The sequence below is a fragment of the Shewanella polaris genome (assembly GCF_006385555.1).
GTDB lineage: Bacteria > Pseudomonadota > Gammaproteobacteria > Enterobacterales > Shewanellaceae > Shewanella > Shewanella polaris.
This window is the reverse complement of sequence record NZ_CP041036.1, coordinates 1053682-1077466: the sequence shown is the minus strand read 5'-3', so window position 1 is coordinate 1077466 and position 23785 is coordinate 1053682. Positions and strand designations below refer to the sequence as shown.

Here is a 23785-nt window from a genome sequence, read left to right as displayed (position 1 = left end):
GAAATTATCCAATGCTACAACTTTACTACGCATCGGTATGATTACAGCAACGGCATACGCTCCCATAATTTTGCAGTTTTTATCAACAACATTTTCGATAATAAGATCGCTTAAATACCATTGATAAAAAATAACTCTATTAAATAAGCATTCGGTAGCTAAATGCTTATTCCAATCCTTTTACGTATTGATAAGTATCATCTAATGCTTGTGTTGCTTTGGTGACTAACTCATCTATCTCACTGTGACTGATGATTAACGGCGGCGAAATAATCATAGTGTCGCCAACTGAACGCATCACTAAACCATGAGCAATACACGCATCACGACAATAGGTTCCCACACCAACTTTGGCGTCAAAGCGTTGATGAGAAGATTTATCTTTGACTAACTCAATGGCGGCCACTAAACCAATGCCACGCACTTCACCCACTAATGGATGTTGAGCCAACTCTTGTAAGCGCGACTGTAAATACGGTGAGGTATCATTAGCCACACGTTCAACTAAGTTTTCCTGCTCAATAATACGAATATTTTCTAACGCTGCAGCAGCGGCAACGGGATGACCTGAATAAGTAAAACCATGGGTAAACTCACCACCATCTTGTTTAATCACATCTGCCACTTTGTCTGACACAATTACCCCACCCATTGGCACGTAACCAGAGGTCATGCCTTTAGCGATAGTGATCAAATCAGGCTGTAAATCAAAATATTCTGCCGCAAACCATTTCCCGGTACGACCAAAGCCGCTGATCACTTCGTCAAGAATGAATAAAATATCGTACTTAGCTAAAATACGTTTAATTTCAGGCCAGTAAGTCGATGGAGGAATAATCACCCCACCCGCCCCTTGAAACGGCTCTGCAATAAACGCAGCGACATTATCTTCACCTAACTCAATAATTTTGGCTTCAAGTGCCTGCGCCGTTTTTAATCCAAATTCTTCTGGAGATAAACCGTTACCCTCGGCATACCAATAAGGTTGCGCAATATGCACCACCCCAGGTATAGGTAAATCACCTTGTTCATGCATGCCAGACATTCCGCCTAAACTCGCACCTGCAACGGTAGAACCATGATAAGCATTGTCGCGGCTAATGATGGTTTTCTTGCTTGGTTTGCCTTTTAAATCCCAGTAACGTCGCACCATACGTAAATTGGTGTCATTTGATTCAGAACCAGACCCAGTAAAAAACACATTGTTCATGTGTGCTGGTGCTAACGAAGCAATTTTTTGCGCCAATTCAATAGCGGGTGGATGTGAACATTGGAAGAAACTATTATAAAAAGGCAGTTTCTGCATTTGTTTACTGGCGGCATCAACAATTGACTGACGACCATAACCGACGTTTACACACCACAAACCCGCCATTGCATCTAGCAACTTATGGCCCATGATGTCCCACAAATACACGCCATCAGCACGCTCTATCACCCGAGTACCTTTTTCGGCTAATCCCTTTGAGTCGGTAAATGGGTGGATAAAATGCTGCTTGTCTGCGGCTTGCAGACGCTCAAGATGCTGTTGTTGATCCATTGCATCCGTCGGTAATGGGTTTGTCATACATATATCCTTTCAAGCAGATAGCAAACCCTGTGGTATTTGCTATCTGTTATCCACAAAATTAATCATGCGAGCTAAAACGCTCAATCATAATTACACTGTCAATAATAAGAACTCACGTTCCCACGAACTAACTACACGACGGAAGTTTTCAAGCTCAGCTTGTTTTACTGCCACAAAACCTGTGGTAAACGACTGGCCTAAATACTCAATACAAGCTTCACTTGTTTGCATTGCAGCTAACGCTTCTTCTAAGGTTAACGGTAAGCAGTTTTCATTATTAGAACGGCTTTCGTTCGACTTACCCGTTACGGGTGTTGAAGGTTTTAAGTCCTCAACCATTCCGATATAACCACACAATAAACTGGCCGCAATGGCGAGATAGCAGTTAGCGTCAGCACCTGGAATACGGTTTTCAATACGGCGATTTTGTGGTGATGACTCAGGGATACGCAAACCACAGGTACGGTTTTCAACACCCCATTCAAGGTTTACGGGTGCAGATGTACCAGGCAAGAAGCGGCGGAACGAGTTAGCACTGGGTGCCATTAACGGCAATAACTCAGGAATATAATGTTGTAAACCAGCAATATAGCTGAGGAATAATTTACTTTGAGTACCATCTTCTTTAGTGAAAATGTTTTTGCCAGTTTTAATATCAAGCACACTTTGGTGAATGTGCATTGCGCTACCAGGCTCGTCGGTAACTGGCTTAGCCATAAAGGTGGCACACACATCATGCTTTAATGCTGCTTCTCTTAAGGTACGCTTAAAAATAAATACCTGATCGGCTAATGACAATGCATTACCGTGACTGAAGTTAATCTCCATTTGCGCAGGACCATCTTCATGGATCAAAGTATCAATATCTAGCCCTTGGACTTCACACCATTCATACATATCTTCAAACAACGGATCGTATTCGTTAGCAGCGTCAATAGAGAAAGACTGACGTCCTGCTTCTGGGCGACCAGAGCGACCAATAGGTGGTTTAAGCGGTAAATCATGATCATCTGAACGTTTGGTTAAGTAAAACTCCATTTCTGGCGCAATAACCGGTTCCCAACCTTTATCTTCATAAAGTTTAAGTACTTTCTTCAACACGTTACGAGATGACAATTCAATTGGGTTACCCATACGATCATAACAATCGTGGATCACCTGAGCGGTAGCTTCAACAGTCCATGGCAACATGAAAACGGCATTTTCATCTGGCACACACACAAAATCGATATCGGCATCATCAAGAAGTTGATAATAAATCTCTTCATTGATGAAATCACCGGTAACGGTTTGCAATAACACGCTTTCTGGTAAACGCATGCCCTTTTCAGAAACAAACTTATCCACTGGAGCTATTTTGCCACGCGCAATCCCAGTCATATCACTTATGACACATTCAACTTCGGTAATTTTTTTGTCTTTTAAAAAAGCAATTAACTTATCCATTATTATCTCACTTGTGTTGCCGCATATTGTCTACAGGCTTGTCCGAATGCCTCGAAAATTGCAGTATAAAATGCATTTTCGGTTACTTTCCATTCTGGATGCCACTGAACACCTAATGCAAAACTTTTCGCATTTTTCACTGAAAATGCTTCGATTAATCCATCCGGAGCGAATGCTTCTGGCTGTAACCCTTCACCTAGGCGCTCCACGCCTTGAGTATGGACAGAGTTTACCTCTGCAGTGTCACAGCCCCATGCATCGTGAAGAAGACCGCCGGCCACAAGATTAACTTGATGCGATAGACCATATTGCACATCTACTGGTGCATGCTTATCTTCTCTATGTTCAATAAATGTGCCAACTTCATGCAGTTTTTGATACAAACTGCCACCATAGACCACGTTCATTTCTTGAAAACCGCGACAAATGCCTAGCACCGGAACACCGGCCTCAATCGCCGCTTTAATTAACGGTAACGTCATGGCATCGCGTTTAGGATCGTGGTGGGTACCAGCTTCACTTGGCACACCTTGGTAATGATGAGGCTCAACGTTAGATGGAGAGCCTGTAAATAAAATACCATCAAGGCGAGCAAGCAAATCTTTTGTAGGTAATTCAACATCTAAAGAAGGGATAACCAATGGAAATCCTTTGGCACCATTAACCACGCTAAGCAAATATTTTTCGCCCACTATATTAAATGGATGTAGGCCAATTTGCTGATTGCATGCTACGACCCCGATAAGGGGAATACTTGATTGGGACATATCTCACCTTTGGCAAAGATTGTGATGAACTTATTGTTTTACGTGTTCATTTTTTCACACACTACACGCATTTTTTTAGCTAGGCAAGAGGATAACGAATGATAAAATCAACTTTTAGGAAAATAAAAATAAAACATCATTAAAACAAGTTGATAACTATAAATTGACAGGATTGTTAAAAAAATTACCTAAGGGGTTAATTGACTAATACCGAGTGTAAAATGCGCTAAAATGGGGCGGGCAATGCACAAAAAAGGGGAATTTATTGCTTAATATTCTTTACACAAATGAATAATCATATGCTAGGAATGAAATCGACAATGGATAAAAACCAATACATTATCCGCTATTTAATCAGTGGGAATAGCCAAGTTTATTGATTACCTTACACTATTCCCCAGAACAAAAGCATTGGCTGTAAGCAGAACCAATTCAATGATACACCATCAAAAATCAGCTGGGGTGGTTGCACTCATCACCTTACAAGGTTCATCAAATGGGTTACGGAAACGATGAGGCTGTTCACTATTAAAATAATAACTGTCGCCTTCTTCTAAAATAAATTCCTCTTCGCCAACAGTTAGTTCAAGTTTACCCGCAACAATGATACCGCCTTCCTCGCCCTTATGTTGCAGCATTTCAGCACCAGTATCTGCATTAATAGGGTATATTTCACTCATTACCGACATTGCTCTATTTGGGTAGTCACGACCAATGAGTTTATACACTAACTCGCCAGTACCAATATCCAATAATTCATTGGCACGATAAACCACTTTCTGATCACCGATAGAGCCATCATCAATTGAGAAGAAATCCACTAAAGACATTGGGATCCCGGCCAATACTTTTTTGAGTGAGCTAACAGATGGGCTAACACTGTTTTTCTCAATCATTGAAATTGTACTGTTGGTAACCCCTGCTCGCTTGGCTAACTCGCGTTGAGATAAGCCTTTCAATTTGCGAATAGCTTTTAGGTTTGCACCAATATCCAAATTCGTTCTCCTACTAAATGTTGACCAATAGCTTGCTGTTAAAGTGTTGCAGATTATTAACACTCTAACAAAATCTGTATCAATAGAGCATGATAATTTACTTAAATCAAAGCAATTGTATTTTACACTAAATAAGTGTTAAATAAAATGCACACCCTAGATGAGTTAAATTACATCTAACCATTCATTTATAAGTTGTTATTTCATTTACAATCAACAACTTGGAGCGTTTATGTCACATAAATCCCCAATTCATAGCCTACACTATCCAGACTCCTTTTATGTGGCGACCGCAAAAGAGCTTTATCAACATCCAAAACTAAGCGAAAACCTGACAGTCGATGTGTGTATTGTTGGTGGTGGATTTAGTGGTATTAATACTGCCATTGAACTCAGACAACGAGGTTACAGTGTGGCATTGCTTGAAGCCAAACGCATTGGCTGGGGAGCCTCTGGCCGAAATGGTGGCGAGCTCATCCGCGGGATCGGCCATGACGCAACCCAGTTCCGTAATGAGATTGGTGAAGAAGGTGTAAAGTCAATTCAACAGATGGGTTTTGAAGCAGTAGATATTGTCACCGACCGAATTGCCCAACATAACATCGATTGCGACTTGCACATGGGCTATTGCGATTTAGCCGTCAAGCCAAGGCACATGGATGACTTAGCACAAGAATACCAAGACCTAAAATCCCAAGGCTATCAAAAACCGATAACCCTATTAGATAAATCGCAAATCAGCGAAGTCATTGGCTCAGATTTTTACCAAGGCGCATTAGTCGACATGGGCAGTGGCCATTTGCACCCTCTCAATTTAGCCTTAGGCGAAGCCAGAGTTGCACGTGAACTTGGTGCACAGTTATTTGAATACAGCGCGGCAGAAAAGATAATTAAAGGTGATAAACCTAAAGTGATTACCGCAGAAGGTGAAGTGACCTGTGATTATCTGGTAGTGGCAGGCAATGGTTACCTTGGTAATAAATTAAGCCCTTTCCTTGGTGGTAAAGTGCTACCCACTGGAACTTACTTGTTAGCCACAGAGCCGTTAACAGAACAACAATGCGCCAGTATCATCCCGCAAAATATGGCATTTGCCGATATGCGTGTGGCGTTAGATTACTTCCATTTATCCGCAGACCGTCGTTTATTGTTTGGTGGTTTATGTACTTATTCTGGTAAAGACCCTAAAGACATTGAAGCCGAGTTAAGGCCTAATCTTGAAAAAGTATTCCCGCAATTAAAAGGCATCAAAATTGATTATGAATGGGGCGGAATGATGGGCATCGGCGCCAACCGTATGCCACAAATCGGCCATTTACCTGACGCCGCTAACATCTATTTTGCCCAAGCATATGCGGGCCACGGAGTGAATGCCACTCACATGGCAGCAAGGTTGATTGCAGAAGCGATTAGTCAGCAGTCACAACGTATCGATGTGTTTAATGACATTAAGCACATGACCTTCCCAGGCGGACCAATGTTGCGATCGCCGTTGCTTGCAGCAGGGATGTTTTATCATAGATTGAAGGATTTGTTATAGGTTGATGGATTTGCTGTGGGTTGGCAAAAGGGTCAACCTTTGTTCTTTTTATGGCCTACGGCCACTAACGCTTAAAATCGCAAGGTTCCACCCTGCACGGGCTAATACATTATGGCCTGCGGCCACCAACGTCGTGGCGCTTCACCCACACCAGACCAAGAGGAAATCAACGGCTATTCCCTCTTCACTCTTTATAAAAGAATTGGCCCAGCCGCCCCGCAACATTTTACCGCTAACTTAAACAACAGCAGCGAAAGGTCGCCATGGGGATTAATCCAGCTTTGAACTTCATTTTAGTGTTCTTCGGCCACCTCTTTATGGTAAAGAGTGAAAATGCTAACGCTTCCGATCGGCGATCCATGGCCACCGAAAGCTAGCCTGACATCTGATAGACAGGATGTCTGAATGCCTTAAAGCACATGGTCAATGATGTTCCCGACATCATTATGACATTTCCAATATCCATATAGGTTAGATGTGCGAGAAAGGCCATGTCAGGCTCACACATCTTTTTATAAAGAGTCTTCAACGGCCTCAAGTCCAGAGTTGAATTTGAATGTTTTCAAGAAAAGAACAACTCGTTTTCAGAATGAGGTAATCTATATAAGTGATTGTTTAAATTAATTTTTATAAACTTTACTCTGACCCCACTAAATTCAGCTCAACTGCGTAGCAAGCTGGCGGGCTTTTTGTAATTTAAGTTACTAAGCCTATATTAAACTATCAAGCTTACGTTTTGACCAGGTTTTAGATGTTCTAGATGCATCATGTGCTGTAAACCATAGAGGCAAAATAGTTTCAGTTATACGGGGATCACGAAACTTTTGACCACCTCTATCTGCCATAATCACAAAATCAAATTTAACTCGTATCGATATTACTTCATCTACATTATTAAAATTTGGTTGGTATAATTTCCAATGAACAGGGCAACTCATTAATATTAGTTTCTTCAGTTTTTGGCTCTGTGTAGCTAACAATGCAACATTACAACCATGACTATGAGCAAATACATCAGAATTTTGCATATTATGCTGGTTAATCCATACTTCAAGTTCTTTAGCAGCTTGGGAACGAGCATAATCATTCCACCCACCAGACCATTGAAAGTAATCCTTTGCATCATAAATGTTCGGGCGCGAGCCATTTTTCAGGTAATTATGAAAATCACCAGAAGTTGGTTTCCACCATTTTTCATAAGATTTCCCTACAGATGAGAAAATTGTCCCATGAACAATAAAACTGCCACTATCTTTAACTTGAGGTGGTTTAGATGAATCTGTATTTTTCGATATATTACTAAATTGGCCTACTTCATTAAAGATTCTTGATAAAGCTGATATAGCCATTTCTCTGACGAGGACATATTCAGAATGAATGGCTTCAAACAAAACCTCTAATGCTAAGTAAGAATCATAGATAGCATCTAACCAAGATATTGCAGCTGAGACTCTAAGAAGTTCATTTGGATGGTGTATAAATAATGCTATTAAATTTAATGCATCTAGTTGATTATCAGAAGAATAATAAATTCTCTCAATAAGATTTCTTGATTCCCTATCTATCGAATCTTCATTCCCTGTAATACTGTCGGAATTTAAATTTTTTAATTGATTTTTACTGATGAGTTTTGACAATTTCTCTATTGTTGGAAGTGAAAAGTCCTCATGTTTTTCAAGTAAATAATCATTTTTATAATCATCGGAGGGGTTGAGCATAATACCAAGGGACAGTAAAAATGCAGCTCGTGAGTAATCACCAAGCTTTGAAGGCTCATAAAATGCTTCAGGACATGGTACTGGTTTTTCAATATTGATATTTTCCATTGCTATTTAATACCTTTGTTATAGCTTTACACTTTATTGATTAAGAGCCCATGATTGCGGTAGCCTAACGTTTTAGTATTTATGCGTTGCGTTGTTTGCAAGGCATAAATCGCTTGTTGGACTTGGCCGATGCCACATCCAAATTAATCGGTATGATTTATGCTATAGGAATTTGCTTTTTAACGGTAGTGGTATTTTGTACAACCTTTCGGCTAATCGTCTGTTCTGATTACACCTTTTAGGGTGGATTTTGTTGGCTTTCATCTTTTTCCATTGCTCGATTATTGCCTTATTTACTGATTTCTCGATACCAAATCGTGTGCCATCGTCCCACCTAATCTAAGATTAGCTGAGCCTGCTTTATTTGCTGACATCCCCCCACTTAATCTGACTAACCTGACAGCTTCAACTTTGCTTCACGCGCTAACATCGTTAGCAGTGGCACCAGTCCCATAAACATTAGCCGTCCATTGGCGCACTGCGGACAACACCAGTGGCCTAATGTATCAGTGATTGCTGATGGGATGTCTTTCGCTTTACTCCCCAGTTGCTCTCTAATTTTGGCGAGCCTTTTACGCCGACAGCTGTTGGCTAAAAAACCAAAATGCCTTATCCGCATCACCCCTTTAGGCAGTACATGTAATAAGTAACGCCTAATGAGTTCTTCAGGAGTCAGTTGCATGATTTTACGCTGGTTATCGACATAGTCGGTGTAGCTGATATCAATACGATCTTTGGTGACCGCCTTAAGCCGTGATTCATGTAGCATGCCTTTTCGGGTGTAACGCCCGAGATAAGCCACTACGGTTTCAGCTTTATAAAGACACGCTTTACTGTATACGCACCACGCCTTATTGATGAGGTTATTGGCCTCGGGAATGGTCAGTTCACGCTGGCGCAGAGCAGCCAACATCTTAGCTTTGAACACGGTTGAGACCGCCTTAACAGGAAATAAATAGTCTGATTTAACGCTGCGCCACAGACCTTGCTCAGTGACCACTCCGCCTGGGATTAAACAGTGTAAGTGGATATGCTGGGTTAGGGTTTGCCCCCATGTATGCAGCACGGCAGTGCACCCCAGCTGACCTTGTAAATGCTTACGGGTCATACCAAATTGGCTTAAGGTTTGCCACACAGCCTCAAACAATGCGCTATACACAAGCTTAGCTTGCTCATCGGTTTGGGTAAGCGAGTTGAGCTCATGGGGCAAGGTAAACACCAAATGAAAATAGCGACAATGCAGTACTTGTTGCTGCTGCTTCTCTATCCATGCTTGGGTTTGTTTACCTTGGCAGCGTGGACAATGTCTGTCTCGGCATGAGCAGAACACGCTTTGCTGATAGTGACATTGATTACATTGCCACTGCTGTTGACCAAGTGCGGCGGTGCGGCAAGCCAAAATACGCTGACACACCAAACGCTGTTGCTGACTCAGTCGATGATGTTGCTGGTAGTGACCATAGTGGGTTTGCAATATGTCACTCAAGTGATAATGCGCCATCTCATCACCCCAAGTCAGCGAGTAAATCGCCCCCTTTATGCCCAAGCTCTGGCGACCAGTGCAGATATCGCTCTGTGGTTTTAATGCTTTTGTGACCTAGTTGATGTTGGAGTTGATTCAGTAACATGCCAGCGGCCAATTGATGTGTCGCATAGGCATGGCGCAAGCTGTGCGGGCTGCAAGGTTTGGTGATCCCTGCGGCTAACGCCGCTTTCTTTAGGGTTTTACGCACGGTTGACACATCTAACGGGTAGGTGTTGCCATGGGAATGCACACCAAACAGCCACGTTTGCGGATGATACTTAAGCCAGTAATGGCGCAATAAATTAAGCAGTGAGGGAGAGATGATAACTAAACGGTCTTTAGCACCTTTGCCCTGACACACTTTGAGTAACTGCCGCTGACCATCAATATCACTGACTTTAATGTTCACCAACTCACTGACCCGTAATCCACAGCCATAGCACAGCGCTATCATGGCGTGATATTTCTGATTGGGGCAGTGCTGCAATAACTGACCAATATCTTGCTTACTGAGCACTTGTGGCAGTTTTTGGCTAGGGCGAGGCAAACACACGTCAATCCTAAATTGACGCTTTAAAATGTGTTCAAAGTAAAAGTGAATACCATTCAGCTGAAGCTGAATGGACGCTCTTGATAATTGCCTTTCAAGGTTTAAATGGCGGAAATAATCACTTAATTGCGGCTCGGTAATGGTATCAGCCGATTGGTTATAGTGCTCTGCCAGTTTCGTAATGGCATAGAGATAAGCTTTACGGGTTCGCTCAGAGTAGCGTCTAAGCGTAATTTCATCATGGAATAATTGAGTTTGTACTAACATGACTTACCTCCTTGATAGTGGGAAAATCCACTGAGGTAAGTGTGGTGCAAATGACGGGCTTTTGGGCTCCGCGCAGCGGCTTAGTTCAACGTTTTAGTATTTATGCGTTGCGTTGTTTGCAAAGCATAAATCGCTTGTTGGACTTGGCCGATGCCACATCCAAATTAATCGGTATGATTTATGCTATAGGAATTTGCTTTTTAACGGTAGTGGTATTTTGTACAACCTTTCGGCTAATCGTCTGTTCTGATTACACCTTTTAGGGTGGATTTTGTTGGCTTTCATCTTTTTCCATTGCTCGATTATTGCCTTATTTACTGATTTCTCGATACCAAATCGTGTGCCATCGACCCACCTAATCTAAGATTAGCTGAGCCTGCTTTATTTGCTGACATCCCCCCACTTAATCTGACTAACCTGACAGCTTCAACTTTGCTTCACGCGCTAACATCGTTAGCAGTGGCACCAGTCCCATAAACATTAGCCGTCCATTGGCGCACTGCGGACAACACCAGTGGCCTAATGTATCAGTGATTGCTGATGGGATGTCTTTCGCTTTACTCCCCAGTTGCTCTCTAATTTTGGCGAGCCTTTTACGCCGACAGCTGTTGGCTAAAAAACCAAAATGCCTTATCCGCATCACCCCTTTAGGCAGTACATGTAATAAGTAACGCCTAATGAGTTCTTCAGGAGTCAGTTGCATGATTTTACGCTGGTTATCGACATAGTCGGTGTAGCTGATATCAATACGATCTTTGGTGACCGCCTTAAGCCGTGATTCATGTAGCATGCCTTTTCGGGTGTAACGCCCGAGATAAGCCACTACGGTTTCAGCTTTATAAAGACACGCTTTACTGTATACGCACCACGCCTTATTGATGAGGTTATTGGCCTCGGGAATGGTCAGTTCACGCTGGCGCAGAGCAGCCAACATCTTAGCTTTGAACACGGTTGAGACCGCCTTAACAGGAAATAAATAGTCTGATTTAACGCTGCGCCACAGACCTTGCTCAGTGACCACTCCGCCTGGGATTAAACAGTGTAAGTGGATATGCTGGGTTAGGGTTTGCCCCCATGTATGCAGCACGGCAGTGCACCCCAGCTGACCTTGTAAATGCTTACGGGTCATACCAAATTGGCTTAAGGTTTGCCACACAGCCTCAAACAATGCGCTATACACAAGCTTAGCTTGCTCATCGGTTTGGGTAAGCGAGTTGAGCTCATGGGGCAAGGTAAACACCAAATGAAAATAGCGACAATGCAGTACTTGTTGCTGCTGCTTCTCTATCCATGCTTGGGTTTGTTTACCTTGGCAGCGTGGACAATGTCTGTCTCGGCATGAGCAGAACACGCTTTGCTGATAGTGACATTGATTACATTGCCACTGCTGTTGACCAAGTGCGGCGGTGCGGCAAGCCAAAATACGCTGACACACCAAACGCTGTTGCTGACTCAGTCGATGATGTTGCTGGTAGTGACCATAGTGGGTTTGCAATATGTCACTCAAGTGATAATGCGCCATCTCATCACCCCAAGTCAGCGAGTAAATCGCCCCCTTTATGCCCAAGCTCTGGCGACCAGTGCAGATATCGCTCTGTGGTTTTAATGCTTTTGTGACCTAGTTGATGTTGGAGTTGATTCAGTAACATGCCAGCGGCCAATTGATGTGTCGCATAGGCATGGCGCAAGCTGTGCGGGCTGCAAGGTTTGGTGATCCCTGCGGCTAACGCCGCTTTCTTTAGGGTTTTACGCACGGTTGACACATCTAACGGGTAGGTGTTGCCATGGGAATGCACACCAAACAGCCACGTTTGCGGATGATACTTAAGCCAGTAATGGCGCAATAAATTAAGCAGTGAGGGAGAGATGATAACTAAACGGTCTTTAGCACCTTTGCCCTGACACACTTTGAGTAACTGCCGCTGACCATCAATATCACTGACTTTAATGTTCACCAACTCACTGACCCGTAATCCACAGCCATAGCACAGCGCTATCATGGCGTGATATTTCTGATTGGGGCAGTGCTGCAATAACTGACCAATATCTTGCTTACTGAGCACTTGTGGCAGTTTTTGGCTAGGGCGAGGCAAACACACGTCAATCCTAAATTGACGCTTTAAAATGTGTTCAAAGTAAAAGTGAATACCATTCAGCTGAAGCTGAATGGACGCTCTTGATAATTGCCTTTCAAGGTTTAAATGGCGGAAATAATCACTTAATTGCGGCTCGGTAATGGTATCAGCCGATTGGTTATAGTGCTCTGCCAGTTTCGTAATGGCATAGAGATAAGCTTTACGGGTTCGCTCAGAGTAGCGTCTAAGCGTAATTTCATCATGGAATAATTGAGTTTGTACTAACATGACTTACCTCCTTGATAGTGGGAAAATCCACTGAGGTAAGTGTGGTGCAAATGACGGGCTTTTGGGCTCCGCGCAGCGGCTTAGTTCAACAGCTTATTGAACGGCTCGCCCAATAAAGCCGACCGTTTAAGTTATTGATTTATATCATCCTACATTTACTATCTTATTGATGTAAAGCAGTTTTATTTAACTCCACTGACAAATAAAAGCGAGCTTGCGCGTTAAAAGTGGACTCAATATTCGACAGAAAATAAAAATACTTTTATTTCAATGCATTACAAAATTAACAAATTATTTATCGTACTACTTTAGTTTACTTATTATTCGATTTAACTTAAAAAACACGCCAAAACCATTACAACTGTTTTTATACAAGGGCTATCCACTTAGCACAACCAACCACTATATGTTGTGGTTATCGATTTTTAATTGATTGGTACGTTATCGGCTTAGAACGCACTGCTTGTTCAAGCAACCTGTAGAATAATAATCCCCGAGAATCTGACTTTCTTCTATTGAAGCGAAATGTAAACTCATCTAAATAATAATCAAGTTGCTTAGCCTTTACCGCGCCTTGATATGTACCTAAAAGCCATCTTTTACATAATGATGAGACTCGATGTACCCCAGCCATTGTTTCATGTGCAGGTACAGATGAACCTAAATGCACTATTCGGTTATGCTTATATCCTTTCTTGTCTATTTGTTTGTATGCTTGAGAGCCATCACTACAAATTGTACTACCAGGTTCAATTACATCTTGAATGAATTGATGGATATGTTCTTTGGTTGCACTTTCCACTTGCCTTAAACGTATCCGGCCAAATCCAGAGGGTGATAGCAGCTCAACAGCGACCAAAACTACAGCCTTACGCTTACCCTGTTGATTTTTAATAGATGATTGGGGAACGACGCCACCTATTAGTGTTTCGTCAACCTCTACGATGCCGGACAGTTTATCCCTTTCAGGATCAACCATGGCATGTCTTAACTTGTGCATTAATGACCAAGCGGTTTGATAACTCCCAAGACCTAATAACCTTTGAACTCCAAGAGCGCTGACCCCATTTTTTTGATTTGTAATAAACCAGACGGCAGCAAACCAACTTTTCATGGGGGTTCTTGTTTTGTCAAAAAGTGTACTTGATGTTACTGAACACTGAGAACGGCAAGCATGACATTTTAACTTGCCATTACTTAACTGATAAGGTGATTGATGGCTTGAACAGCTTGGGCATATGAATCCGTTTGGCCAACGAAGTTTGTAAAGGTAGCTAATGCAGGATTGTTCATCATGAAACCAATCAACAAATTCGCCCCAACTTGTAGGGTAATCTACACCCGCTTTTAATAAATACGATGAAGTTTTCATCACTACATATTGACACTGGTGGCGCTAAATGGATAGCCCTTTTTTATACACAGTACACACTACATAAAGGTGGGAGACATAGCTGATAGTGAATATTTATCCGACATTAGTAAGCCTGTTACCGATGAAGTGTAAAGCTGAGCGAAACACCATGACGTTAGTGGCCTCTGGCCATATTTGAAACAAGTTTTGGGGCAAACGAGTTAGTTTACTTGATTTGAAAATGGTCAAATTTAACTCTGAACTTGAGGCCGTTGAAGACTCTTTATAAAAGAATGCGTGAGCAGATTCATAGCTTCAGGTTCAATTAAAATCGAGGCAGCTGAAGAAAATAGCGTGAGCCTGACAGGACGTCAGGCTAGCTTTCGGTGGCCATGGATGGCCGATCGGAAGCGGTAGCATTTTCGAATAAGACCGAGGCTATCTACAAGAGAGGTCAAAAGCTGGATTAATCCCCATGGCGACCTTTTCGCTTTTTGAAAATGTTGCGGGGCGGCTGGGAGATCCAAGAGGGAACAGCCGTTGGTTTCCTCTTGGTCTGGTGTGGGCGAAGCGCCACGACGTTAGTGGCCACAGGCCATAATCTAATAGCCCGTGCAGGGTGGAACCTTGCTATCTTAAGCGTTAGTGGCCGTAGGCCATAAAACAAAAAATACCCACCAATTATTCAATTGGCCCTACTCTATAGGAAGCGCAGCATCTCCTCCCCAAACCGCCCAAGAACCATCATAAAGAATGGTTTCATGATGCCCTGCAACATACGACGCTAAAATCAAAATACAGGCCGTGATCCCAGAACCGCAGCTAAATACCCGTTGAGCATTATTACTGGTATTTAAAGCCGAAAAAATGCTTTGTAACTCACGTGGTGATTTCATTTTAAAACCACTTAATACCTGAGCAAACGGTAGATTCAACGAGCCGGGAATATGACCACCGCGCATCCCAACACGAGGTTCCGGTGTAGTACCATTAAAACGCCCTACTGCGCGAGCATCAATAATATCCACTTTTGCATGACCAAGATGGGTTAACACAAACTCAGTGTCACACACCTTGTATTGTTGTAAACGACCTTTAATATCACCAGACTCAGTTGTTGTCGCAAATTGACGCACCGTATCTCGCCCTTCTGCTTGCCATTGCGGTAAACCACCGTCGAGAACAAATACCTTATCAAATCCCATCGCTTTAAAGGTCCACCAAGCTCTTGGCGCCGAATAAATACCTTGGTTATCGTAAATAACCACTGTGCTGTTATGGTTCACGCCCAATGATTGAGCTGCTGCAGTAAATTGATTTTCCGTGGGCATAGCGTGAGTTTGTGGAGAAAGATGATCGAAAAAAAGCTTATCCATTTGGCACGATAATGCACCAGGAATAACGTAAAGCTCATCATAAATAAGTGGTTCTTTGCCCAGTACAATGTCCATGCTGGCATCAAGTAATACAAGGTCTGGATCATCAAGATGCAATGCCAGCCAATCGGTCGTCACTAAAGGAAAATTCATACTCAATCTCTCCAAACTGTTAGGGCAAATAATAATGCTAACTTAACAATGATTATCCAAATATCGCTGAGTTAACCCACTAAAATAACTGAATAAAATAATACCGACTGCATCGGCGGCTAAGTCGAAGATATCTAATGTTCTGGATGGGATGAACCCCTGACTGATTTCTTCACCCAAGACGAATATCGACACTAACACAGTCCCGTAATAAAGCGGAACACCACCGAGTCGAAAATGACGACTCAACAAGGCTAAATTAGCCACATAGGTTAACAAACCAAATAGCAGCATATGGCCAAGCTTGTCGCCATAAGGGATCTGTTTTATGACATCGAAAAATACACTATGACCGCCGATATTGGCTAAATAAATAACCCATAGAACAAAGCTAAACAACGCAACAGTCACAATAATAGCCAAACGAGAAAAAGTTTTATGAATCATTCTGTCCTCCGTAAATGACATGATGGAACCAAGTCATTTGACTAAACGTGTTGATAAAAATGCTGTTCAAATGACCAGATGGTTAATACGAATGATATTAGTCTACTGCTAACTTGGCGTTTTTGAGCGTTAATTAAACTTAACCTCATAAGCCGACTGGGCTGGAGTGACTTGGCGGTTATTGAATAAAAAAAGCCCTTTATTGCTAAAGGGCTTGTTGTGAAAAATCAATGCAATGAATGGCCGTTATAGGGCAATCCAAGTGGCTTTGAGTTCGGTGTACTTGTCAAAGGCATGTAATGATTTATCTCGGCCATTACCCGACTGCTTGTAACCGCCAAATGGCGCGGTCATATCACCACCATCATAATGGTTTATCCACACCATGCCACAGCGCAGCGCTTTAGCCGTTTTATGTGCTTTGCTTAAGTTTGATGTCCACACACCAGCAGCAAGACCATAAATTGTGTCGTTAGCAATCTCAATCGCTTGTTCCATACCATCAAACTCGATAACGGCTAACACAGGGCCAAAAATCTCTTCGCACGCAATCGTCATGTCATTTTTAACATTACTAAATATGGTCGGTTGCACAAATGCTCCGCCGGTGTCAGCCATCACTTGCAATCCGCCTTCAACTAAAGTGGCACCTTGTTCATGTCCTGCTTTAATATAGTTCAACACATTATTAAGTTGCTGCTGATCAACCATAGCCCCGCAAGTCGTTTTAGGGTCAAGTGGATGCCCTGGTTGCCAGCTTTGCATTTCTTCGGCGATCAGTTTGATCAACTCATCTTTTACACCAGCTTCAACCAATAAACGTGAACCTGCGGTGCACACTTCACCTTGGTTAAAAGCAATCGCAACAGCGGCAGCTTCAGCCGCGGCTTTTAAGTCTGGTGCATCGTTAAATACAATATTAGGGCTTTTACCGCCCGCTTCTAGCCACACGCGCTTCATGTTCGACTCGCCTGCATAAATCATTAACTGCTTGGCAATTTTGGTTGAACCAGTAAACACCAAAGTATCAACGTCCATGTGCAACGCCAGAGCTTTACCTACGGTATGACCAAACCCTGGTAATACGTTTAATACTCCAGCAGGGATACCCGCTTCAATGGCTAACTGCGCCATACGAATTGCAGTTAATGGTGATTTTTCTGATGGCTTTAAAATGACACTGTTACCCGTAGCAAGTGATGGTCCAAGCTTCCAACACGCCATAATCATCGGAAAATTCCACGGTACAATGGCTGCTACAACACCAACGGCTTCACGGGTGATCATGCCAATTTCGTTATGGGCAGTAGGAGCAATTTCATCATAAATTTTATCAATGGCTTCACCAGACCAACGGATAGCTCTAGCCGCGCCAACCACATCAACGCCTTTAGAAAATTGAATAGGCTTACCCATATCGAGGGTTTCAAGTAACGCCAGTTCGTCCGCATTTGCTTCAAGCAAATCGGCAAACTTTATCATGACTTCTTTACGTTTAACTGGCGGTAAGTGAGCCCAAGTACCGGCTTCAAATACTTCGCGCGCATTAGCGACTGCCACATTGGCATCGGCTAAGTCACAGCTAGCCACTTTGGCGAGTACTTGGCCATCGATAGGACTAATACAGTCAAATGTATCGCCCGACAGCGATCCTTGATATTGGCCATTAATAAATGCATTACCATTGATTTGCAGATTTGCTGCCAGTGCTTCCCAATCGCTACGACTTGTTGGAGTACTCATTGTGACCTCGAAATAATAAATGGATTGATAAGCACCAACATTAATAAATAAAGTAGGTGCTAAGACAAATTTGTGCCGTCTAAAATGGATTATCGACACAATAACGTTAATGAATATTGTCACCTGATTATGCTCAACGGCAAGATATTTTCAATATATTTTACAAAATAGCTCCATTTAGTTTAAATAAATGCACAAAACCCTTTTATGTTCATTATTTTTGACATAGCATAGCGAATATTCGTCACTCGTTATTTAACCAGTTTTAGATGAATCCCTAATAATTGTAGCTATCAAAGTAGAGTCAATTTATGAGCGAAAATCAAAAAATCACCGCTGGCGATTCATCGCAAACATGGCCAAATATGGATCATTATTGGATGCCGTTTACTGCCAATAAGCAGTTTAAAACCAATCCTCGGCTGTTAGTGTCGGCACAAGGAATGTATTACACCGACAATAATGGCAATAAAGTGCTCGATGCCACTGCAGGGTTATGGTGTTGTAATGCTGGCCACGGCAGACAAGAAATATCTGAAGCTGTCAGTAAACAAATTAACCAAATGGACTTTGCCCCATCGTTTCAAATGGGTCATCCATTAGCCTTTGAGTTGGCCCATAAACTCAGTCAAATTAGCCCTGATGGATTAGACCATGTGTTTTTTACCAACTCTGGGTCTGAATCTGTTGAAACCGCGCTAAAAATGGCGCTTTGTTATCATCGCGCTAATGGTCAAGCGACTCGCACTCGATTTATCGGCCGCGAGCTTGGTTATCATGGTGTCGGCTTTGGTGGTATTTCGGTCGGCGGCATTAGCAATAATCGCAGAACCTTTAGCCAACAATTACTCCAAGGCGTAGATCACTTACCTCACACGCTAGACATTGCCAATAATGCCTTTAGTCATGGCTTGCCGCCACACGGATTAGAGAAAGCCGAAATGCTTGAGCAACTCATTACCTTACACGGCGCCGAAAATATTGCCGCTGTAATTGTTGAGCCAATGTCAGGTTCAGCCGGGGTCATTTTACCGCCAGATGGATATCTAAAACGTTTACGCGAGATCACTCAAAAGCACGGCATTTTGTTGATATTCGACGAAGTCATTACCGGCTTTGGCCGCCTAGGTGCTGCATTTGCCAGTGAACGCTGGCAGGTCACACCCGACATGATCACCACCGCCAAAGCGATTAATAATGGTGCTATTCCGATGGGGGCTGTGTTTGTCAGTAACACCATTCACGACACCTGCATGGACGGTCCTGAGCAACTGATTGAGTTTTTTCACGGTTATACCTATTCAGGCCATCCCGTTGCAGCTGCCTCGGCATTGGCGACGTTATCGATTTATGAAAACGAAAAGTTATTTGAACGCGCTAAAGGCCTAGAGTCTTATTTTGAACAAGCGGTTCACAGTCTTAAAGGGCTACCCAACGTCATTGATATTCGTAATACCGGTTTAGTCGCAGGTATTCAATTTTCGCCAAGTGACAAAGGTGTCGGAAAACGCGGTTATGACATATTTGATCATTGCTTCAGAAACGGTGCTTTGGTGCGGGCAACGGCCGACATTATTGCCCTGTCACCACCACTGATTGTCGAAAAATCGCAAATTGATGACATGGTGAATCAGCTCGCCGATGCCATTAATGCCGTGGGTTAACCCATTTTTAGTTTATAAGGATAGAATTCATGCTTAACATCAACCATTTTGTTAATGGGCAACACACACCAGCAAGCCAGCGCAGCCAAACAATTTATGATCCCGCGACAGGCGAAGCCCGTGGCCAAGTGTCATTAGCAAGTAAAGATGAAGTGGCTAGCGCCATTGCCACCGCTAAAACAGCGTTCGAAAGCTGGTCGCAAGTGACCCCGCTTAACCGCGCTAGGGTGCTATTTAAATTTAAAGCGTTAGCCGAACAGAATATCGACAAACTAGCAGAGCTCATCACCCTTGAGCACGGTAAAGTGTTAGATGATGCCAAAGGCGAAATTACCCGAGGCTTAGAAGTTGTCGAATTTGCTTGTGGTATTCCGCATTTACTAAAAGGTGAGCACACCCAACAAGTGGGCGGCGGTGTCGATGCATGGTCAGTAAACCAAGCACTAGGCGTTGTGGCCGGTATTGCGCCATTTAACTTCCCGGTAATGGTCCCAATGTGGATGTTCCCGATTGCGATTGCCTGCGGTAACACCTTTATCATGAAACCGTCGGAAAAAGATCCTAGCTCAGTGATGTTTATTGCCGAATTACTCAAACAAGCAGGACTTCCAGACGGAGTGTTTAACGTCATCAATGGTGATAAAGAAGCCGTTGATGCCCTGCTCACCCACGACGATATCAAAGCCGTTAGCTTTGTCGGCTCTACTCCAATTGCAGAATACATTTATACCACTGCCTCGGCCCACGGCAAGCGTGTACAAGCATTGGGCGGTGCAAAAAACCATATGCTATTAATGCCAGATGCTGATTTAGATCAAGCCGTGAATGCATTAATGGGTGCAGCATATGGTAGTGCAGGTGAACGTTGTATGGCGATTTCAGTGGTATTAGCCGTAGGCGATGTGGGCGACAAATTAGTTGATGCATTATTACCGCAAATAAGTGCCTTAAAAGTGGGTAGTGGCATTACACCAGAAATGGACATGGGGCCGTTAATTTCAGCGCAGCATTTAGCCAAAGTGCGCGACTACGTTGAAGCTGGCGTAAACGAAGGCGCAAGCTTAGTAGTCGATGGTCGTGATATCAGTATTAGTGACCACCAACAAGGCTACTTTTTAGGGGCCTGTTTATTTGACCATGTCACACCACAGATGAGCATTTACCAACAAGAAATTTTTGGCCCAGTGTTAGCCATTGTGCGTGTCGATAACTATGGGGAAGCGTTGGAATTGATTAACCAACATGAATTTGGTAATGGCACAGCTATTTTCACCCAAAGTGGCCAAGTCGCACGTCACTTTTGTCACCATGTTGAAGTGGGTATGGTCGGCATTAATGTACCTATTCCTGTGCCAATGGCATTTCATAGCTTTGGTGGTTGGAAACGTTCGCTGTTTGGGCCGCTGCATATGCATGGACCCGATGGAGTACGCTTTTATACCAAACGAAAAGCCATTACCGCCCGTTGGCCGCAAGCCAAAACGGACAGTAACGAACCTTCGGCATTTATTATGCCGACCATGAAATAAGTGAACTCAATGAGCAAACATATTAACGATATTATGCTTTTTAGTGGTCAATCAACTGAGCTTGAGTCTTATCACTTAGCTGATGAAAAGATCATTAGTGGTAATCCTCTGCAATCGGTGCAGAATCATTTTGAAAGCCCATGTAAGCAGTTCAATGTTGGCGTTTGGCAAAGTGAAACAGGTTGCTGGCAAGTTAATTATAGCGAATATGAGTATTGCGATATTGTCGAAGGCAGTAGCGTTATCACCGACAGCCAAGGACACAGTTTAACGGTCAATGTGGGTGATAAGTTTGTTATCCCTGCTGGTTTTACTGGGACATGGGAAGTGATCAATCACTGTAAAAAAATCTACGTTATGTTTGAACAACAATAACGTTTAACCGCCATGCGGTACAGACAAAGCCATTGCGGTTTTGATTCTGATAAGTGGCATACGCAGAAGCTAGAGCTTGAGTTAGCAGCGACTGCATTTTATGTAAATGGAGATAATATCGTGTCAAACACATTAAAAAGAACGCGAATTGCACTGTTAAGCGGATTAACATTATCGGCTACCCTACTGGCTCCGTTAGCTATGGCAGAAGTGTCTGGTGCTGTCACGGTAACCAACGATTATCGTTTCCGTGGTGTATCACAAACAGCCGCAGATCCAGCGCTACAAGCCAATATTGATTGGAGCCATGAAAGTGGCTTTTTTGTCGGAGCTTGGGGCAGTAATGTCGATTTTGATGAGCCTGGCTATAACGGTCCAGACGTAGAAATTGATCTATATGCTGGCTATTATGGCGAGATTAACGACGATACCAGTTATGACTTAACGCTATATCGTTACAACTACCCAGGTGATAGCGAATTAGACTATTTAGAAGTGAGTGCAGGAATTGACTTTAATGGTTTTAGAGCCGCTTACTGGTTTACCAATGACTATGGTGGAAGTGATCAAGATCTACATTACACCGAAATAAACTATGGCTGGGAGTTTGTCGAAAACTGGAGCCTAGATTTGCATTATGGCTACAACTTTGGCGACGCCATTGATGATGGAGAAGGCTTTGACAGCTACTCCGATTACTCTATTGGCGTATCAACTGAAGTTGCTGGTTTTGGAATGTCTATTGCTTACTTAGATACCGACATTGATGGTGCTAACGAAGTAAGTTCTGATCTGTATAAAAATACCGGCACGTTATTGGCGAGCGTTAGTTACTCGTTCTAGTGATAACAGTGAATGAGTACTAGTTTGTACTCATAAAAATAGACTCTGGTGAATACAAAAAAACCGCTTAAGTGCGGTTTTTTATTACCCAAAAATTTAGATAAAAACGGCTCAACACCGTTATAGTGATTACATTAACAGTCTGTTCGATTCAAATAATGAATACCTTTGTTAATAACGATATATCCACTGAGATCAATCGCCATACAAGACTTAAAGGCAAGGTATGGCGATCATTTAGCCAGTTGTTTTTGTAAGACTTAGACATCGCGCATAAATTTCAAAAAAATTGCATTGCATACCGCGCTTACGGGAGTATCTTACAATAATATAACACCTTAAATATGCGCTACAAAGGAGCGAACTATGGCTGATACCATCATTAAAATTCTGGTGATTGCAGGATTATGCTTTCTGGCCTATAAACTAATTTTCAGTAGTAGCCGTGGATTAACCCTTTTTGAAATGCATTTTAAAGACGGTAAGCTCAACAAGCACAAAGGCAAAATACCAGAGAAATTTGAACGTGATTGCCGTGCAATCGCCAAATCGAATAAGCTAACCTGCACTGTTAGAGCAGAAAAATCTGGTGATGTACGTTTGCATGTAACGGCCAATATAGGCGATAACCTAGTCCAGCGAATCCGTAACCAGTTTCCGTTTGAATATTACGACAAAAAACAAACTGACGCATCTAAGCTTAAAGGCTAAAACCGCCTGTTTATCAACATAAAAATGGACTCTAATCAGTCCATTTTTTGTCAAATTCGATTTGAAACATTACTGTAATTTCCAACTCAACGCCTTGGAATTCTTAGCAGTCCCATTACGTAAGCTACTGCTTAGTTAGGCTGCTTAGAAATGACCAAAGTCACTTGGGCAACCGTTACACCAAATTTTATAATATCGCTTTTATTAATAATGGTTTGCTCATCAACTAAAAACATCCAATCGTCAAAATGAACCTCATACTCGTTACCATCTACCGGCAATATCATGTCGTAACGCCAACGTAATGCACTACCGCGCGACTCACCTTGGGCAATGCCTAGAATGTCATTAGCCGTTCCCTGGTATAGCCCATTACCTTTGTCAGTAATGTTCCACACTCGAGTTTGCTTTTCGCCATCATCATAAATAAACCATTCATTTATCACCCCCTGCTTACCTTCAGGTGAATCAACCCAGTGCGCTTCCATGGTGACTGTAAATTTGCGAGTTACCTTGCCTGAAAAATCTTGTACGACTCCAGCTGCGGTTAATTTACCGTCAAAAAATGTGGCTAAATCTAACGTTGGAGTTGTTTGTTGATAATCTTCAATCGATGCAGACGAACATGACATTACGCCTAATAGTATTGCGCCGTATAAAAAGGGTTTAGCGAGTTTGCCAGTGCATCTTTTTGTGTATTGGACAATGCGATTTTGCGTTAACACTCGTGTAAAAAAATGC

The 23785-nt window shown here is 42.7% G+C and carries 20 protein-coding genes; 6 read left to right on the top strand and 14 right to left on the bottom strand.

The window, feature by feature from the left end; genetic code table 11:
• Window positions 1-166 precede the first annotated feature (166 nt).
• The 4 genes from FH971_RS04745 to FH971_RS04730 form a co-directional block, all read right to left on the bottom strand.
• Complete coding sequence (locus tag FH971_RS04745) at window positions 167-1567, bottom strand: aspartate aminotransferase family protein (protein WP_276611790.1); 1401 nt, start codon at window positions 1565-1567, stop codon at window positions 167-169.
• 93 nt (window positions 1568-1660) lie between these two features.
• Window positions 1661-3016, bottom strand: coding sequence for a glutamine synthetase family protein (locus FH971_RS04740; protein WP_140233548.1), 1356 nt, complete (start codon window positions 3014-3016; stop codon window positions 1661-1663).
• A gap of 2 nt (window positions 3017-3018) precedes the next feature.
• Window positions 3019-3783: a gamma-glutamyl-gamma-aminobutyrate hydrolase family protein gene (locus FH971_RS04735; RefSeq protein WP_137222465.1), complete on the bottom strand. Its 765-nt coding sequence runs from the start codon at window positions 3781-3783 to the stop codon at window positions 3019-3021.
• A 446-nt stretch (window positions 3784-4229) separates the two neighbouring features.
• Window positions 4230-4778 (bottom strand): cupin domain-containing protein, encoded by a 549-nt coding sequence (locus FH971_RS04730; RefSeq protein WP_137222467.1) that lies wholly within the window; start codon window positions 4776-4778, stop codon window positions 4230-4232.
• Between the two features lie 232 nt (window positions 4779-5010).
• Between FH971_RS04730 and FH971_RS04725 the strand changes: the two genes are divergently transcribed.
• Complete coding sequence (locus tag FH971_RS04725) at window positions 5011-6318, top strand: NAD(P)/FAD-dependent oxidoreductase (protein WP_140233547.1); 1308 nt, start codon at window positions 5011-5013, stop codon at window positions 6316-6318.
• A gap of 710 nt (window positions 6319-7028) precedes the next feature.
• Here the strand turns inward: FH971_RS04725 and FH971_RS04720 are convergent.
• From FH971_RS04720 to FH971_RS04680, 9 genes are all read right to left on the bottom strand, one after another.
• Entirely contained in the window at window positions 7029-8144 is a 1116-nt protein-coding gene (locus FH971_RS04720; protein ID WP_140233546.1) for a HEAT repeat domain-containing protein, read from the bottom strand.
• A 391-nt stretch (window positions 8145-8535) separates the two neighbouring features.
• Window positions 8536-9645: an IS91 family transposase gene (locus FH971_RS04715; protein ID WP_140233303.1), complete on the bottom strand. Its 1110-nt coding sequence runs from the start codon at window positions 9643-9645 to the stop codon at window positions 8536-8538.
• 4 nt (window positions 9646-9649) lie between these two features.
• The gene (locus tag FH971_RS04710) at window positions 9650-10486 is read right to left on the bottom strand and encodes a tyrosine-type recombinase/integrase (RefSeq protein WP_140233302.1); all 837 of its coding nucleotides are present in this window, start codon (window positions 10484-10486) and stop codon (window positions 9650-9652) included.
• Window positions 10487-10898: 412 nt separating this feature from the next.
• Window positions 10899-12008 carry an IS91 family transposase gene (locus FH971_RS04705; RefSeq protein WP_140233303.1) on the bottom strand — a complete coding sequence of 370 codons (1110 nt, stop codon included), beginning with the start codon at window positions 12006-12008 and terminating at the stop codon, window positions 10899-10901.
• Between the two features lie 4 nt (window positions 12009-12012).
• Window positions 12013-12849 carry a tyrosine-type recombinase/integrase gene (locus FH971_RS04700; protein WP_140233302.1) on the bottom strand — a complete coding sequence of 279 codons (837 nt, stop codon included), beginning with the start codon at window positions 12847-12849 and terminating at the stop codon, window positions 12013-12015.
• Between the two features lie 415 nt (window positions 12850-13264).
• A complete protein-coding gene (locus tag FH971_RS04695; RefSeq protein WP_137222847.1) occupies window positions 13265-14221 on the bottom strand; it encodes an IS1595 family transposase in 957 nt (318 codons plus the stop codon).
• 677 nt (window positions 14222-14898) lie between these two features.
• Window positions 14899-15732 (bottom strand): sulfurtransferase, encoded by an 834-nt coding sequence (locus tag FH971_RS04690; RefSeq protein ID WP_140233545.1) that lies wholly within the window; start codon window positions 15730-15732, stop codon window positions 14899-14901.
• A gap of 42 nt (window positions 15733-15774) precedes the next feature.
• Complete coding sequence (locus FH971_RS04685) at window positions 15775-16179, bottom strand: VanZ family protein (RefSeq protein ID WP_140233544.1); 405 nt, start codon at window positions 16177-16179, stop codon at window positions 15775-15777.
• Between the two features lie 246 nt (window positions 16180-16425).
• Entirely contained in the window at window positions 16426-17922 is a 1497-nt protein-coding gene (locus FH971_RS04680) for an aldehyde dehydrogenase (RefSeq protein WP_137222480.1), read from the bottom strand.
• Between the two features lie 311 nt (window positions 17923-18233).
• Between FH971_RS04680 and aptA the strand changes: the two genes are divergently transcribed.
• From aptA to FH971_RS04655, 5 genes are all read left to right on the top strand, one after another.
• Complete coding sequence (gene aptA, locus FH971_RS04675) at window positions 18234-19586, top strand: omega-aminotransferase AptA (protein WP_140233543.1); 1353 nt, start codon at window positions 18234-18236, stop codon at window positions 19584-19586.
• Between the two features lie 29 nt (window positions 19587-19615).
• Window positions 19616-21115 carry a CoA-acylating methylmalonate-semialdehyde dehydrogenase gene (locus FH971_RS04670; RefSeq protein WP_140233542.1) on the top strand — a complete coding sequence of 500 codons (1500 nt, stop codon included), beginning with the start codon at window positions 19616-19618 and terminating at the stop codon, window positions 21113-21115.
• 9 nt (window positions 21116-21124) lie between these two features.
• Window positions 21125-21490, top strand: a complete 366-nt coding sequence (locus FH971_RS04665) for a cupin domain-containing protein (RefSeq protein WP_140233541.1) — start codon at window positions 21125-21127, stop codon at window positions 21488-21490.
• Between the two features lie 120 nt (window positions 21491-21610).
• Window positions 21611-22333 carry a TorF family putative porin gene (locus tag FH971_RS04660; protein WP_140233540.1) on the top strand — a complete coding sequence of 241 codons (723 nt, stop codon included), beginning with the start codon at window positions 21611-21613 and terminating at the stop codon, window positions 22331-22333.
• A gap of 366 nt (window positions 22334-22699) precedes the next feature.
• Entirely contained in the window at window positions 22700-23044 is a 345-nt protein-coding gene (locus tag FH971_RS04655) for a DUF3634 family protein (protein WP_137222489.1), read from the top strand.
• A 131-nt stretch (window positions 23045-23175) separates the two neighbouring features.
• Here the strand turns inward: FH971_RS04655 and FH971_RS04650 are convergent, their stop codons facing one another.
• Complete coding sequence (locus tag FH971_RS04650) at window positions 23176-23676, bottom strand: DUF3833 domain-containing protein (RefSeq protein ID WP_240778485.1); 501 nt, start codon at window positions 23674-23676, stop codon at window positions 23176-23178.
• Window positions 23677-23785: the final 109 nt, after the last annotated feature.

Excerpts from the sequence above, each read along its gene's own strand:
- FH971_RS04670 (WP_140233542.1), top strand. The coding sequence starts at position 19,616 with ATGCTTAACATCAACCATTTTGTTAATGGGCAACACACACCAGCAAGC.
- FH971_RS04720 (WP_140233546.1), bottom strand. The coding sequence starts at position 8,144 with ATGGAAAATATCAATATTGAAAAACCAGTACCATGTCCTGAAGCATTT.
- FH971_RS04740 (WP_140233548.1), bottom strand. The coding sequence starts at position 3,016 with ATGGATAAGTTAATTGCTTTTTTAAAAGACAAAAAAATTACCGAAGTT.
- FH971_RS04680 (WP_137222480.1), bottom strand. The coding sequence starts at position 17,922 with ATGAGTACTCCAACAAGTCGTAGCGATTGGGAAGCACTGGCAGCAAAT.
- FH971_RS04650 (WP_240778485.1), bottom strand. The coding sequence starts at position 23,676 with ATGTCATGTTCGTCTGCATCGATTGAAGATTATCAACAAACAACTCCA.
- FH971_RS04710 (WP_140233302.1), bottom strand. The coding sequence starts at position 10,486 with ATGTTAGTACAAACTCAATTATTCCATGATGAAATTACGCTTAGACGC.
- FH971_RS04715 (WP_140233303.1), bottom strand. The coding sequence starts at position 9,645 with ATGGCGCATTATCACTTGAGTGACATATTGCAAACCCACTATGGTCAC.
- FH971_RS04725 (WP_140233547.1), top strand. The coding sequence starts at position 5,011 with ATGTCACATAAATCCCCAATTCATAGCCTACACTATCCAGACTCCTTT.
- FH971_RS04685 (WP_140233544.1), bottom strand. The coding sequence starts at position 16,179 with ATGATTCATAAAACTTTTTCTCGTTTGGCTATTATTGTGACTGTTGCG.
- FH971_RS04665 (WP_140233541.1), top strand. The coding sequence starts at position 21,125 with ATGAGCAAACATATTAACGATATTATGCTTTTTAGTGGTCAATCAACT.
- FH971_RS04745 (WP_276611790.1), bottom strand. The coding sequence starts at position 1,567 with ATGACAAACCCATTACCGACGGATGCAATGGATCAACAACAGCATCTT.
- FH971_RS04655 (WP_137222489.1), top strand. The coding sequence starts at position 22,700 with ATGGCTGATACCATCATTAAAATTCTGGTGATTGCAGGATTATGCTTT.
- aptA (WP_140233543.1), top strand. The coding sequence starts at position 18,234 with ATGAGCGAAAATCAAAAAATCACCGCTGGCGATTCATCGCAAACATGG.
- FH971_RS04695 (WP_137222847.1), bottom strand. The coding sequence starts at position 14,221 with ATGAAAACTTCATCGTATTTATTAAAAGCGGGTGTAGATTACCCTACA.
- FH971_RS04700 (WP_140233302.1), bottom strand. The coding sequence starts at position 12,849 with ATGTTAGTACAAACTCAATTATTCCATGATGAAATTACGCTTAGACGC.
- FH971_RS04690 (WP_140233545.1), bottom strand. The coding sequence starts at position 15,732 with ATGAATTTTCCTTTAGTGACGACCGATTGGCTGGCATTGCATCTTGAT.
- FH971_RS04735 (WP_137222465.1), bottom strand. The coding sequence starts at position 3,783 with ATGTCCCAATCAAGTATTCCCCTTATCGGGGTCGTAGCATGCAATCAG.
- FH971_RS04705 (WP_140233303.1), bottom strand. The coding sequence starts at position 12,008 with ATGGCGCATTATCACTTGAGTGACATATTGCAAACCCACTATGGTCAC.